The sequence below is a fragment of the Paenarthrobacter sp. GQ52 genome, assembly GCF_059759005.1.
The window spans coordinates 24,705-38,339 of the sequence record NZ_JCAXEJ010000018.1; the positions used below are offsets into that span (position 1 = coordinate 24,705).

Sequence of the window (13,635 nt, forward strand, 5' to 3'; positions counted from 1 at the left end):
GGACCGGTCCCCGCGGCCGGCGCGGGGCAGCTAACGCCCCAATTATCAGGATCGGCGCCGCCGTCGCCCGCCAGTCGTTGTACGGGAAGGGAGAGTGTATTGCTTTGCATCAGCGTGCTCCTACTCGGGTGCGGGGATCGGCTGCGGTCATGAGGAAGTCAGCCAGGAGACTGACCACCACGTAGAGGACGGCCGCCAGTAGGAGCACCGCCTGAATCACAGCGAAGTCCTTCTGAATGATGGCTTCGGCGGTCATGGAACCGATGCCGGGCCAGCCGAACACCTTCTCCACCAACAGGCTTCCAGCGAGGAGGTCGGCGAAGAGGAGGAAGGCAGCAGAACAGCAATGAGTGCTTCGATCACGGGTAGCCCCCTGCCTGGGGCCATGTTTCCACGGTCGTTAGGGCAAAGCTCGCCATCTGTTGAGTAACCAGTCGAAGATGGCAGGCAGTGGCCGGCGCATCCGCTGCCATTGTCGTAGCCATCTCATCCAGGGCATCCACCACGGCCGTCAACCGACTGATGAAGAAACGGGCTGCGGCCTCGTCGTCAGAGGAGACATGTTGGACTGGAGGAGCGGGGCATGGGGATCGGTAACGGAATGTTTCACGGCGCTCGAGGTCCTTGCCTTTGGCGTTGGAAGCGGCGCACTTCGAGCGCCGCGTACTCAGCGAACGAGCCTGCAATGGAATTCAGACGCTCAGCCGCTCGGGGGTCGCCCTCGGACTGGAACTGCGCTTCCCGGCTCAACATGGCACTCAGCTGCAGACCGGCAGCAGCCACGTAGCCCGCGGCTTGAACTCGGGTCGCACCGACTAAACCGTTGGCGATTTACTGAAGATGATAGCCCGGGACTTGGTGCAGATGGCGAGCCTCCGGGGTCGCCTGGGTACAGAACTGCTGAGCATTGAGGGAGAAAGAGCAGCGACTCGCAGATCCTCTTGACCGTTGACCAAACAACCAGCAGGAGCCTCACGGTCCGAGCGCCGAACGTCCGTTTATGGACCTACAGGGCTGCAGACGATCTGGTTGTGCGGGAGGCGAACCTCGACTTGAGCCACCAAGGGAACGCGTCGGCCAGCAACAACGAGTATTCCCTGAGTCGTCACCGTCTTCAGATAGAATTGCCTGTCGTACCTGAAGGGCGACGCCTGGAGACGAAGATGCGTAGCATTTCCGAAGAGTCGCGGGACCGTCCGATTCGGATCGTCAGGTTCGAGGATAAGTGCCGGTTGCCGGACGACGTGGTCATCGGGTTCGCGACCCACCGGACAATTGCGAGCAACGTGTTGTGGCCATACCAGAAAGTTAGTCATGGTTCTTCTTCCGACGCTAACCTGGAAACTTTAACGAAAGAACGGCGCCAGCACGCGCGCAGGCCTGACCAAATCCTCTCGACCTTCGGCGTGGCTTCCCGTAGGCTGATTATCCTTCGGTTTAGGTAGAGCCAGCATACTTGCAGCTCTGTAAATCAGGGCTCGGAACGGGCATAGTCAGCTTGACTCGTAAATGGAGGCGAGACATTGACAGGCGTCAGTTGTAGGCCCATAATTGGGCCCACAGATGGAGCAAGGCGACAATTCCACTTTCCACGAACCGGAGCACCCGCAGGAGCTGGGCTTCACTTCACGCGAGAGATCGCCAGAGTTTTCAAGACCATCAGCCCGGGACCGTTTGGCGCGGTTCGTGCTTGGAAAGCTGAGCGCTGTGGCTAGACGTCAGCGGTTCGAACGGGGCGCCATCCGGCGATCGAGGCCGCATCTGCAACCCGAGACGATCAATTACACCGTCGAGCGATTCACGGTGGAACAATTCGAACGTGCCAGAAATGAGTTTTCGGCATGGTATGACGTTGCGCAGAATCCCCGAACAGCAACTGAGCACCCGATGGTCATCGCCCGGTTCGGCGGCACCCTCGACCCGGAGGACGCCGCAGAGATCTTCGAGTGGTGGGGCGCGGGTGTCCGAAATACGTCGGAGGCCTTAGAAACTACCCACATGGCGATATTCGAAGGCCTCAAGTTCAACCAATTCCGGATTGAGAAGATTCTGTCTATAACTAACCATGTGGAAGGCTGCCTAGATCAGCTTCTCGAAGCGATCGACGAATCGAGACTCGAGGAAATCTAGGCAGCCGCCGGTTCTTACTTCTTGCCCCGTTTTAGGACCTGGCCCTTCTTGATGGCGCTCTTGCTGGTTTTGCGCGGTTTTGTCTTGGCAAGGGTCTTCTTGTTGTCAGACACTGCTCGTTCGTTATGCTCAAGGAGGGCGTCTGTACCCCGCGAAGGCGACGCCTTAGAGGTCTTCTCACCCGACATTCGAGGGAGACGTGCCTCGATCTCGCGCCGCTTGCGAAGCTTATGCTTGCTCCAAGCCCGGACTCCGAAGAACCAGATCTTGGCCGTGACGGTCTTTGAGTGCTCAGGGTATCGAGCTTGGAAGACTACCGGTATATGGATGGTGGAGGTCAGGAGTGCCACTCCGAACATCCACAGTTCCCGTGTAACCAGTGCCTCCAACCAAACTGCCAAGACAATGACTAGTAGCCCGCCGGCGAGCCAGTTCTGCAACCAGTCTTTGTGCGGAGGATGGTCGCTCTTGAGCGAAACTTCGTGGCCAAGCTTTCGAAACTTTGCCATGGCGTGCTCCTTTGCACTGAAGGCTTAGAAGTCGCCATTACGTCGGGGTCAGATGGCTCCGACGCTCACCCGGTGCAGGTCTGGGTGAGCTGTGGAATCGTTCACCGACGCTCCGCCTCCTCTGCCGTGTCGAGTAGACCATCGAGTATGTGATCTTATTTACTACGTTAACTGCTATGCGTAATTCGGCGCAATCGAAGCGCGCCCTCATTTATCCAAGCGACATATTAACCTGTCGACCGTGTGTCTGCCCAGTCGCCCCGTATCAGGTCATAGGAGGTCTCAACCCCCTGCATAAAACGTCGCCGCGTAGTGCACATGTGTGGAGCAGCGCAGTCTATCTTGTCCGGCCTGTGGACTCAGCGGCGTTTCAAAGGCCTCTCAAAGACGCCGTTGTCGGAACATGGGGAAAGACTTCCGCGTGGCACCGACAGCCCCAACTGTAATGTCAGCCGTGGTCACGCCTGGTTCTAGACCCGCATCAGCTTCCAGAGCTCCCATGGGATTGACCAGGATGCTCCGGCCCACCGAGATAGGTGGCGCTTGGCACACTCCTGCAACGTAGACGCTGTTTTCGATGGCGCGTGCAGTATTCAGTGCCAGCCACTGTTCGGTTTTGTGGACCCCAGGAACCCACGACGAGCAGACTAGAAGAACGTCGGCCCCTGCGTCCGCAAGTGAGCGGGCAAGTTCCGGGAACCGAAGGTCGTAGCAGGTCATCAGGCCGAATCGTACTCCGTCGGCGGCGAACACCACGGGGCTGATTGACGGCCCTGGTGCAATGAAGGCGGATTCCCCAAAGCCCTGCGCGTCGAACAGGTGGATCTTCCGGTAGTAGGCCCGCAACCAGCCGTCGGCCCCAAATACCACCAGCGTGTTGTATGCCTTTCCCGGCTCATCTGTCTCTTCCACCATGCCCGCCACCAAGATGACCCGGTGGCGACGTGCGATCGCGGACAGTTCCTTACAGATGGGGCCATCCAACGGCTCAGCGATTTCCGGGAAGGTTGCATCAACCTTCTTCTTCTCGTAGGTGGCATATTCCGGGAAAGCGACCAGCGAGGCCCCTTCCCCGGCAGCGGTGGCGCTGAACCGGTCGATCGCCTCTAGGTTGGCCCGGACGTCGGTGCCCGAGTCCAGTTGCCCCAGCGCCATCCGCATGGTCGTTCCTTCCTGTGGAACAGTCCCGTCAGGCGGCCGCTTCAACGGTGGCCTTCTCCGTGGCCGTCATTTCAGGCGGCGCCGCCCTGAACCCACGGGTAACCAGGGCTAGGACAATGACTCCCAGCACCAGCCAGACCACCCCCAGCGTAATTGCGTTGCTGTCCAGCCGGGTTAGGAGGTACGCGCAGATAACGGCACCCACCACAGGGACCACCACATAGGAGATGGGATTCAGCTGTTGCCCGGCCCGGCGGCGGCGCACGTAGTAGAAGACCACTGAAGCGTTGACCAGCGTAAAGGCGGTGAACGCACCGAAGTTGATGAACGACGTCGAGGTGGCCACGTCCAGGAAGATCGCGATGAGGCCGATGATGCCCGTGACGATCAGGTTCACCACGGGCGTGCGGAACCTGGCGTTGAGTCGACCGAAGACCGCCTTGGGCAGGACGGAGTCACGGCCCATTGCGTACAGCAGCCGTGAAGCACTAGCTTGTGCCGCCAGGCCGGACGCGAACTGAGCCACCACCAGACCCGCGAGGAAGACCGCTCCAAAGAGCTGACCGCCGATCTGCAGAGCTATGGAGCTCGCTGCGGAGGCAGAGTCCTCGAACACGCCGCCAGGGTGAACGAGCTGGGTCACATAGGACACTGTCACGAAGATCCCGCCACCGATCAGGGCAATGAGCATGATGGCACGCGGCATGTTTTTGCGCGGTTCCACGGTTTCCTCGGTAAGGGTGGTTACGGCATCGAACCCGAGGAACGAGTAGGCGGCAATGGCTGCACCCGCCGAGATGGTGGCCAAGCTGGAGGTGTCGCTGAAGAAGGGCTCGGTTCTGGCGAGACCACCAGCGCCCGAGGTGGACACAACGTTGCCAATGGCCAGGGCCACAAAGAACACGATAACCAGCAACTGGAACGCCATCAGGATGTAGTTGGCCTTATCAGCGACTTTGATGCCGAGGATGTTCAACAGTGTCGTGATCAGCACGAATCCCACCACCCAGACGCTGATGGGGATCTCCGGGAACTGCGCGCTCAGATAGGACCCGCCGATAAGCCAGATGACCATGGGCAGAAACAGGTAGTCCAGCAGGACGGCCCAGCCGACCAGGAACCCGATCCGGGAATCTATGGACCTGCGGACGTAGGTGTAGGCGGACCCGGCAACTGGGTAGGCAATGGCCATCCGGCCGTAGCTGTGCGCTGTGAACAACATGGCCACGAGAGCCACAAGGTACGCGGAGGAGGATGCGCCGCCAGTGGTTTCGGCAATGATGCCGAAGATTCCCAGCACGATCAGTGGGGTCAGGTATGCCAGGCCGAACAGGACCAGGGATGGCAGTTTCAACGTGCGGGTAAGCGTTGGGGTTGTTGTCACGGGGTGGTTCCTTAGTTAGCGAAGGACTGGGGAGCCCACGTGGCGGGGCTGATGCGACCTTGGTAGATGGGCAGTTCCACGGCTTGTTCGCCTTCACGGAACTGGGACCAAGGCCGGTTGAGGTTCTCGGTGCCGTGAGTTCGGACATGGTCGACGGCGGCAAGGTCCAGTTCCGCGGTCAACAGCACCGGCGCGTCATTGGGCGCCTCGGCAAGGGTGTTGCCCTCCGGGTCGACGATGATGCTCATTCCCTTGCCGGCCGGTCCGGCACAATTGACGCTTACGACAAAGACCTGGTTGACGATTGCGTTCGCCTTTGCCAGGATCAGTTCCTGCCGCCGGTCCGGCGTCGTCGTCTTGACGATGTTGATGATGACTTCGGCGCCCATCCAGGCCAGCTGCCGGGAGACCTCCGGGAACCATGCGTCGTAGCAAATGTTCAGTCCCACCCTGCCGACGTCGGGCAAGTCCACCGTAGTGAAGCGGTCACCGGGGTCGTAAGGCTCAAACGGGCGCCACGGAAAGACCTTCCGGTAGTAACCGGCGAGTTCGCCTGCTGGGGACAGGACCAGCTGGGTGTTGAACAGCTGTCCATCAGGACCGCGCTCACACACGCTGCCCGGAACGAGCCAGATACCCAGGTCCGCCGCCAGCTCACGCAGCTCCCCCACCCGGGTTCCGTTCAATGGTTCGGCCGAAGCCTGGAGCACTTCCGTCCGATGGAGGTCGGGCTCGGAATCGCCGAAGAGATGGAGCTCAGGGAAGACCACCAGTGAACTGCCTGGCTGGGCGGCGAGAGCGTTTTCGACTTCTTCCGCGAAAGCCGTGACTGGATCGCCGATGAGACGTGGCTTGGCTTGGGCCGCGACGAGGGAAAGGATGCGTTGCATGGTTGCCTCTGCTTTGGGGATGTGATCTGCACTATATTAGATCAGAATGATCAGATTATGGGAAGGGGTGGCTTGGACCGTAAAGTAGCGGATATGACCCGACAGTTGGAGGACGCTTCCGAACGCTCGACGATCGGAGCCGGAAGGATCTCAGGCACGGAGCGCCGGAGTGCCATCGATGCTGTTCGCCTGCGGATCGGCATGGCCATTTCTCTTGGACTCTTAAAGCCAGGAGAGCGCCTGCCTGACCAAGGGGATGTGGCATTGGGCCTCTCCGTCAGCCCAATCACTGCCCGCCGAGCCCTTGCCAGCTTGGCCGAGCAAGGGGTGGTGGTTCGACGCCGCGGGCGGACCGGCGGAACGTTTGTGGCCGATGAACCGCCGCAGAGCGTATTGGCCGAGCTTTCCGCTTCGCCGGAAGAGTCCCAGGCAGTAAACCGCTTGGTGGATCAGCGGCTGCTGTTTGAATGCGCCGTGACGCACTACGCAGCTGCCAACGCCACCGCGGAACAGTTGGATGAACTGGAGCAACTGACCCATGAGATGGCCCAGTCCTCCAATTGGTCCGCCTATCACCAAGCGGACGAAAAATTCCATCAACTTGTCGGCACCGCGTCATGTCTGGGCACCGCCGTCGAGGCCTACCATGAAACGCTCGCCGAGCTCTACGGCTACTTCATCCCATACCCGATCGAACGACTGCACGAATCTAACCGCGACCATATTGCCCTTGTTGTCGCGCTCCGAGGCGGCGACACACAGCAGGCCGTGGAAGTCTCACGGAAGCACGTGGACGTGCTGCACCGCACGATGTTCATGGGGCTGACTGACAGACGAAGCCACTAGGTGGGAGGCATTCCTCTTCGTGAAAGGAGTAGTGGCCCCTTTGGTCTGATTCTCTTTCGAGGCCAAAGCGCATGCAGGAGAAAAACCAGGTAGGTCTCGTAGCCAGCTTCGGCTTTTCGCCCTATACGCTGGAAACGACGGGATGATCGTTCAGTCGGCGATAAAAGTTCAGACCAACTGACGCTTCAGCGCTGACACTTCGCGCCACGGTTGCGGGCCGCCAAAATTGGGTCTGGTTGAGGTTGAGTCGGGGAGCTGAGGAGGCGACGATCGGTGCGACCGGTCAGTGATCATTTTGCCTCGCTGGGGTGCCGGGGACTAAGAGCCCGTTTCGTAAAAATGGGGGGCGCCCGACCGCGATCCCATGTGGCCGGGCGCCTTTTTCCTGGCGGGGACGAGCCGCTGCAGGAGTCTTCACCGATTGCGTCGACGAAGGCATGGGCAACCCGTTGCTGGAAGGTGCTGCCACATCCATATGGTGCCACCCTCCGTCGATGCTCGGTTATGAGAGAGGGACGGAAAGTTGCCATAGCGGCCCCGTGTGTTCCTGATGCTTCGTTTGCTTCTGCTCAAGCTAGGTTCCGGCCCCGCTTGCTATCTACTTACCGTCCGTCATTCGCGAATGCCAAGAGACCCTCTACCGAGCCGCAACTCCAGTCTCGAGAGCCTCGTAGGCGGGGGTGGTGAGGAAGTCGGTATAGTCCTTTGATAGGCAGATTTCGGAAATGATCCGTGATGCCGGCTCGTAGTAGAGGTTGAAGAGTTCCTCGCCAACCTCAGAATGGAGCCTAGCCGTTTCTTCTTCTAGCAGACGGCTTACGAGTTCTCTTGACACGGTCTTTCCGGTGTCGGAGAGCACCACACTGTTGCGGATCTGCTGCCACACCTGTGAACGTGATATCTCAGCCGTGGCGGCGTCTTCCATCAGGTTGTGGATCGCTACAGCGCCATTACCCGAAAGCCAGACAGCCGTGTAGGCAACGGATACGTAGAGGTTTCCGCGGAGAGCTGCCTCGGTGGCCTGGGCAGGGGCCGATGCGATGTCGAGCAGCTGCTCAGAGGTGACGTGAACGTCGTCGCGCTTGCGGTCTACCTGATTGGGGTTTGCCCCAAGCGCTTCATCGAAGACCTCCATGCAGACAGGGACCAGATCCGGGTGTGCTACCCACGAACCATCGAAACCGTCGTTAGCTTCGCGGGTCTTATCCGCCCTCACTTTTGCAAAAGCCTCTTCAGTCACTTCGGGCTGTCGCCGGTTCGGAATCACCGCTGCCATGCCTCCCATAGCAAATGCCCCGCGGTCATGGCAGGTCTTGACGAGCAACTCGGTATAGGCGCGCATGAAGGGAACAGTCATCGATACCGCGGCGCGATCCGGAAGCGTAAACTTGGAACCGGAGTCGCGGAAGTACTTGATGATGCTGAAAAGGTAGTCCCATCGTCCGGCGTTAAGACCCGAGGCATGATTACGCAGTTCGTAAAGAATCTCATCCATCTCAAAGGCCGCGGGGATCGTTTCCACTAGGACTGTGGCCCTGATGGTTCCCTGTGGGATGCCTAACGCGTCCTGCCCAAAGACGAAGATGTCGTTCCAGAGCCGGGCTTCAAGGTGGCTTTCCATTTTGGGCAGGTAGTAGTAGGGGCCTTCGCCGCTTTCCACCAACTGTTTGGCGTTGTGGAAGAAGTGCAGGCCGAAGTCGACCAAGGCTCCGACTGCAGGTTTGCCATCGAACTCAATGTTCCGCTCATCCATATGCCAACCTCGTGGCCGCACAACCGGGATCGCAGTAGGACTGTCTTTACGGAGCTCGTATGTCTTGCCTTCGGGAGAGGTGTACGCCAGAGTCCCGCGGGCAGCATCGTAAAGCGAGAGCTGACCGTTAACGACGTTAAACCAGGTGGGGCAGCTTGCGTCCTCAAGGTCGGCTAGCCAAACTTTTGCCCCTGAATTCATGGCGTTAATGGCCATCTTGGCAGGAGACGCGGGCCCTGTAATTTCAACTCGGCGGTCCTGCAGCGCGGCCGGTGCCGGGGCGACGCGCCAGTCTGCGCTGCGGATCGCTTCCGTTTCGGGGAGGAAGTCCAGTCTTCCGGTCTGGCTTGCTTCTGAACGCCGAAACTCGCGTGCTGCGATGCGTTTGTCGCGCGTCGGTGCGAAGCGCTGGTGCAGTTCGGCGAGGAATGCCAGAGCATCTGGAGAAAGAATCTCAGGGGCGCGCTCAAACGGGGGGCTCGCGATGTTGGTCAAAGCCATAGTTGAATCCTCTCGGGACGGGTCCATGAACAGGACGGCACCAGCTCTGGTGCGTTGGAACATGGGGTTTTTTGAGTCCAGCTCAGCACCGGATCGGCTGAGCGGTTTTCACGATACGAATACTAAGTTCTGCCATGCGAAAAAAACAAGAGGCAAAAATTGCTTTCAAATCACTCTTGACTGTGGTCAGACCGATACGTAGAGTTGCTCCACATCCCAAGATTTTTCTTCCGCACTGCGGAAACTCGCGAGGTCGTTCGGCCTAAACCCACTTCACCAGCATTCATTGCTCCAAATACAAAGGAGTCTTTTGTGAGCACCCATCAGCAAGTCGTCGACCCCCTGTGGGGTTCCTTGGCCTTATCGGCCGTATGTGCTGCGCTGCCGCTGCTGCTGCTCTTCGTTTTGCTCGGAGTCTTCCGGGTGAAGGCAGCCAAAGCGGCCCTGGCCAGCCTTCTTCTATCCATCGCCCTCGCGGTCGGTGTCTGGCAGATGCCCCTTGACCAGACCTTGAGTGCAGCTGCCGCTGGAGCCTTTTATGGGCTCTTTCCGATCCTCTGGATCCTGGTGAACGCTCTGTGGGTCTACAAGCTCACCGTGGCAACGCCGTGGTTTGATGCCCTCGGTAGGACAATCCGCTCCATTTCAAACGATCTGCGCATTCTTTCGATCCTGATTGCCTTTTGTTTTGGTGCATTGCTGGAGTCTCTGGCTGGCTTTGGCGCTCCCGTAGCCATCACTGCGGCCATGCTCATGGCAGCTGGTATGAAACCGCTCAAGTCAGCGATCGTATCCTTGCTGGCCAATACCGCGCCTGTGGCGTTTGGTGCCATGGCCGCACCCATCATTGCGTTGCACGGCGTGACCGGACTTCCGCTTCATGACCTTTCCGCGATGGCAGGGCGACAGACGCCGTTCATTGCTGTGCTCGTGCCGCTTCTCCTGGTCTTTATTGTGGACGGCCGTCGTGGCTTCAAGCAGACGTGGCCGGTCGCGCTGGTCGCCGGCGTTGTATTCGGAATGACGCAGTTCATCACTTCGAACTACTTCGCAGTCGAACTTACTGACGTCGTGGCAGCGGTGGCTACCGTAGTGGCCGTACTTCTGATGCTCCGAGTGTGGCAACCCAAGGAAATCATTGACATGTCCGCCGATGAGTCAACCCCCGAAAAGGCTATGACCCCGGAGGAATCAAGTCGCCAGCACTCGGGCCGTGTACCTGCATCTGCATCTGTAACGGAAGCGGTCTCCGCGGCTGCAACCACGAATGTCATGCATGCTCCCCGAGGAACACAGCGGCCCGAACCGAGGCACATTTGGATGGCAGTTGCTCCCTATCTGATTATCATGACCATCTTCTCAATCGCCCAGATTCCCGCCGTCAAGGACTGGCTCACAGCGGTGGGCAGCGTCAGTTTTTCCTGGCCCGGCCTCGATGTTGTCGACGGGGATGGCAACCACGTAGCCGCTCAGAAGTTCAAGTTCGACCACCTCAAGGCAACAGGCACACTACTTCTGATCTCCGGAGTCATCACGATGGTCCTCTATCGCATCCCTTTGGCCCAAGGACTGCGCATCTACTGGGAAACAGTGAAGCAACTGCGCTGGACAATCATCACCGTGACGGCTGTACTCGCACTCTCGTTCGTCATGAATCTTTCCGGTCAAACCACCTCATTGGGTCTGGCCCTGGCCTCAGCTGGAGGCTTCTTCGCCGTACTTTCACCAGTCATTGGCTGGCTTGGTGTTGCTCTGACGGGCTCAGACACCTCATCAAATTCGCTATTTGGCCAACTTCAAGTGGCCGCAGCTGAACAGACTGGCCTGCCGCCCGTACTAATGGCCGCTGCGAATTCCTCAGCAGGGGTAATGGGCAAAATGCTCTCGCTTCAAAATCTTGCTGTGGCGTCCGCTGCCGTCGGCTTGGAGGGCGCCGAGAGCACGCTCTTCAGAAGGCTGCTGGGTTGGAGCCTAGGGCTCCTGGCCGTGATGACCCTTCTTGTCCTGCTCCAATCAACTCCGGTGCTTGGCTGGATGGTCCCATAAGGAGGCAAGAGGAATAGTTAGCCGCTCAGGTCAGAAAGAAACAGGTATCTGACCCCACCGCATTCAGTGAATACACGATCGCGGACCACCGTCCGCCTAATCACGTCATCGCAACAAGAAAACAAAGAGGTTTCCCATGAATACGACAACAGGTGTCTCTGCGTCTGCAGCCCTTCTTAACGCAAGCACCCAAGCTTCCACAGACATGGACGAACGTGTCCGGGTGAGCACGGACCGCTCGGGTTACGTGCCCCCGAGCCTTCCCGATGGGGTAGTGTATGCGACCAGTGTCGAGGAAGTCGTTAACACCTTGAAGCTGGCTTCCGCCCATAGCGTTCCAGTCGTTCCTAGGGGCGCCGGGACTGGATTGGCCGCCGGAGCCGCAGCCCAAGCTGGCGAAGTCGTGCTCGATCTGTCCAGGATGAACCGGATTCTCCACATCGACCCAGTAGAGCAGTTGGCTGTCGTTGAACCCGGTGTTCTCAACGCTGAGGTCAACGCCGCAGCTACAGGCCATGGATTGTTTTATGCCCCAGATCCGGCCAGTACAGCCATCTGCTCTATCGGCGGAAACATCGCAACTAACGCCGGTGGAATGTGGTGCGCGAAATACGGCGTGACCCGGGAATCGGTCCTTGCACTTAGCGTGGTCCTTCCTGACGGCCGAATTTTGAGGACCGGACGGGAAACCATAAAGGGCGTCACAGGCTACGACCTCAACGCATTGATGATCGGTTCGGAGGGGACTCTCGGGGTGGTCGTAGAAGCTACCTTGCGACTGCGCCCGGCACCCATTCAAACGGCCACTGTGGCAGCCTATTTCCCCGATGTTGACGCCGCTGCACTGGCTGCCTCAGCTATCATCGCCGCCCGTCTCCAGCCCTCAGTTCTGGAACTCATGGACGGTCCTACGATGGAAGCCGTTGACGCAGCACAAGGAACTAACCACAGGGCAAAAGGCGCAGCATTCCTTCTGGCACAGACCGACGGATACGGCGCTTTCCTTGAACAAGATGTCCTAATTCAGGCTATCGCACCGTTTGCCAGCCACATTGAGAAAGCTGCGGACACCGAAACAGCAGACGCCCTGATCGCCACTCGCCGCGAAGCGATCCCCTCGCTGGAGCGTCTGGGACGTGTTTCAATCTGCGATATCGGTGTGCCGCGGAACAGGCTCGCCGACGTCTTCGCCGGTCTGGAAGACATCTCCCGGAACACCGGCGTTCGAATCTTTAACGTCGCGCACGCTGCGGACGGCAACCTCCACCCCATGATCGTCGTCGAACCCGACGAGTCCATAACTGAAGGCCCCGCTAAGAACGCTCTGGGCGAAATGTTCCACTTGGCCAAGCGACTAGGAGGAACACTCACAGGGGAGCACGGAGTCGGACTGCTTAAGCGCGACTGGCTCAAGGACGAACTTGGCGATGTCTCGCTCGACCTTCAACACTCCATCCGCAACGTCTTCGATCCCAAAGGCATACTGAACCCCGGTAAAGCGATCTAGGATTCTCTGCGCAACGAGGAGGAGGGCGTGGCCACAAAGCGGCGTCCTCCTCTGTTGTAAAGCGGCGTCCTCCTCTGTTGTCTAGAGTCGTGTTCGCCCATGGGCAAAGAATCCAAGGTTCCCGACTGTTGGGGCAGGATAGAACAATGACTAGTTCTGACGTTTCATCCTTTCAAAAGCGGACTTACGACGCGCTACTCGAGGATATTGAGACAGGCCTTCGGTCCGGTCGGATAAAAATCGGAGATCAACTGCCTGGAGAGCGCATTCTCGCAGAAAAGTACGGGATCTCCCGTGCATCAGTACGCGAGGCCATGCGCATCCTGGACGCCATGGGGATCCTAAGGAGCACAACGGGATCGGGACCAAAATCAGGTGCAATCATCATTTCAGAACCATCTGCCGGCCTATCTTCAGCTTTGAGGCTACACGTCGCAAGCAGCCGCTTTCCCGTATCGGAGGTTGTGGAAGCACGAATCCTCCTGGAAACGTGGGCGGCGCGAACCGCCGCGAGTAAGGAAGAGCCCGCGAACCTGGAACATGCGAGGCAACTCCTCATCGCCATGGATAACAAAGACATTGATCGGGAGGAGTTCCACGCGCTTGATGCGCAGTTCCACCTTGCCATGAGCGCTCGTGCTGGAAACACTGTCGTTGAGACCATCATGGAGTCACTTAGCGGTTCCATCAGGAACTACATCAAGGACGCGTTGGTGACTCTCGACGATTGGCCCGTTGTGCTGGAGAAGCTAAGAAGTCATCATCACGCGATTTTTGACGCAGTAGAAGATGGGAACGGGGAGCTAGCCGCCGAGCTGTTGCGTGACCACATCGGGTGGCTCTATGAGCAAACCCGGACCACTCGTTAGGCGTTCACCGGCCAAACTCAAGGACGGGCTTTCCGAAGT

11 protein-coding genes and 1 pseudogene are annotated in these 13,635 nt (G+C 58.8%); 6 read left to right on the forward strand and 6 right to left on the reverse strand.

Translation table 11 applies throughout. From position 1 onward, the window contains the following. Positions 1 to 109: 109 nt before the first annotated feature. Positions 110 to 325: pseudogene (locus tag AC6CH8_RS18515) on the reverse strand (ABC transporter permease subunit); the annotation flags it as partial. Positions 326 to 630: 305 nt separating this feature from the next. Here AC6CH8_RS18515 and AC6CH8_RS18520 point away from each other — a divergent pair. Both AC6CH8_RS18520 and AC6CH8_RS18525 read left to right on the forward strand, forming a co-directional pair. Beyond that, on the forward strand, positions 631 to 819 hold the full coding sequence (locus tag AC6CH8_RS18520) for a hypothetical protein (protein WP_498191809.1): 189 nt from the start codon (positions 631 to 633) through the stop codon (positions 817 to 819). A gap of 744 nt (positions 820 to 1,563) precedes the next feature. After that, positions 1,564 to 2,130, forward strand: a complete 567-nt coding sequence (locus tag AC6CH8_RS18525; protein WP_498191810.1) for a hypothetical protein — start codon at positions 1,564 to 1,566, stop codon at positions 2,128 to 2,130. A 14-nt stretch (positions 2,131 to 2,144) separates the two neighbouring features. Here the strand turns inward: AC6CH8_RS18525 and AC6CH8_RS18530 are convergent, their stop codons facing one another. The 4 genes from AC6CH8_RS18530 to AC6CH8_RS18545 form a co-directional block, all read right to left on the reverse strand. Next, positions 2,145 to 2,639, reverse strand: coding sequence for a hypothetical protein (locus AC6CH8_RS18530; protein ID WP_498191811.1), 495 nt, complete (start codon positions 2,637 to 2,639; stop codon positions 2,145 to 2,147). Between the two features lie 381 nt (positions 2,640 to 3,020). Next, the gene (locus tag AC6CH8_RS18535) at positions 3,021 to 3,800 is read right to left on the reverse strand and encodes a carbon-nitrogen hydrolase family protein (RefSeq protein ID WP_498191812.1); all 780 of its coding nucleotides are present in this window, start codon (positions 3,798 to 3,800) and stop codon (positions 3,021 to 3,023) included. 28 nt (positions 3,801 to 3,828) lie between these two features. After that, entirely contained in the window at positions 3,829 to 5,184 is a 1,356-nt protein-coding gene (locus AC6CH8_RS18540; protein ID WP_498191813.1) for an APC family permease, read from the reverse strand. An 11-nt stretch (positions 5,185 to 5,195) separates the two neighbouring features. Continuing rightward, a complete protein-coding gene (locus AC6CH8_RS18545) occupies positions 5,196 to 6,074 on the reverse strand; it encodes a carbon-nitrogen hydrolase family protein (protein ID WP_498191814.1) in 879 nt (292 codons plus the stop codon). A 93-nt stretch (positions 6,075 to 6,167) separates the two neighbouring features. On the opposite strand from AC6CH8_RS18545, the gene AC6CH8_RS18550 reads away from it, so the two are divergent. Then, positions 6,168 to 6,920 (forward strand): FadR/GntR family transcriptional regulator, encoded by a 753-nt coding sequence (locus AC6CH8_RS18550; protein ID WP_498191815.1) that lies wholly within the window; start codon positions 6,168 to 6,170, stop codon positions 6,918 to 6,920. Between the two features lie 637 nt (positions 6,921 to 7,557). Here AC6CH8_RS18550 and aceB read toward each other — a convergent pair. Beyond that, positions 7,558 to 9,174 carry a malate synthase A gene (gene aceB, locus AC6CH8_RS18555; protein WP_498191816.1) on the reverse strand — a complete coding sequence of 539 codons (1,617 nt, stop codon included), beginning with the start codon at positions 9,172 to 9,174 and terminating at the stop codon, positions 7,558 to 7,560. A 312-nt stretch (positions 9,175 to 9,486) separates the two neighbouring features. Between aceB and AC6CH8_RS18560 the strand changes: the two genes are divergently transcribed. The 3 genes from AC6CH8_RS18560 to AC6CH8_RS18570 all read left to right on the forward strand — a co-directional run bounded on the left by AC6CH8_RS18560 (position 9,487) and on the right by AC6CH8_RS18570 (position 13,596). Next, positions 9,487 to 11,220: an L-lactate permease gene (locus tag AC6CH8_RS18560; protein ID WP_498191817.1), complete on the forward strand. Its 1,734-nt coding sequence runs from the start codon at positions 9,487 to 9,489 to the stop codon at positions 11,218 to 11,220. Between the two features lie 136 nt (positions 11,221 to 11,356). Further along, positions 11,357 to 12,727, forward strand: coding sequence for an FAD-binding oxidoreductase (locus AC6CH8_RS18565; protein WP_498191818.1), 1,371 nt, complete (start codon positions 11,357 to 11,359; stop codon positions 12,725 to 12,727). Between the two features lie 146 nt (positions 12,728 to 12,873). Then, a complete protein-coding gene (locus AC6CH8_RS18570; RefSeq protein ID WP_498191819.1) occupies positions 12,874 to 13,596 on the forward strand; it encodes a FadR/GntR family transcriptional regulator in 723 nt (240 codons plus the stop codon). Positions 13,597 to 13,635 lie beyond the last annotated feature (39 nt).

Excerpts from the sequence above, each read along its gene's own strand:
- AC6CH8_RS18545 (WP_498191814.1), bottom strand. The coding sequence starts at position 6,074 with ATGCAACGCATCCTTTCCCTCGTCGCGGCCCAAGCCAAGCCACGTCTC.
- AC6CH8_RS18570 (WP_498191819.1), top strand. The coding sequence starts at position 12,874 with ATGACTAGTTCTGACGTTTCATCCTTTCAAAAGCGGACTTACGACGCG.
- AC6CH8_RS18565 (WP_498191818.1), top strand. The coding sequence starts at position 11,357 with ATGAATACGACAACAGGTGTCTCTGCGTCTGCAGCCCTTCTTAACGCA.
- AC6CH8_RS18525 (WP_498191810.1), top strand. The coding sequence starts at position 1,564 with ATGGAGCAAGGCGACAATTCCACTTTCCACGAACCGGAGCACCCGCAG.
- AC6CH8_RS18535 (WP_498191812.1), bottom strand. The coding sequence starts at position 3,800 with ATGCGGATGGCGCTGGGGCAACTGGACTCGGGCACCGACGTCCGGGCC.
- aceB (WP_498191816.1), bottom strand. The coding sequence starts at position 9,174 with ATGGCTTTGACCAACATCGCGAGCCCCCCGTTTGAGCGCGCCCCTGAG.
- AC6CH8_RS18550 (WP_498191815.1), top strand. The coding sequence starts at position 6,168 with ATGACCCGACAGTTGGAGGACGCTTCCGAACGCTCGACGATCGGAGCC.
- AC6CH8_RS18530 (WP_498191811.1), bottom strand. The coding sequence starts at position 2,639 with ATGGCAAAGTTTCGAAAGCTTGGCCACGAAGTTTCGCTCAAGAGCGAC.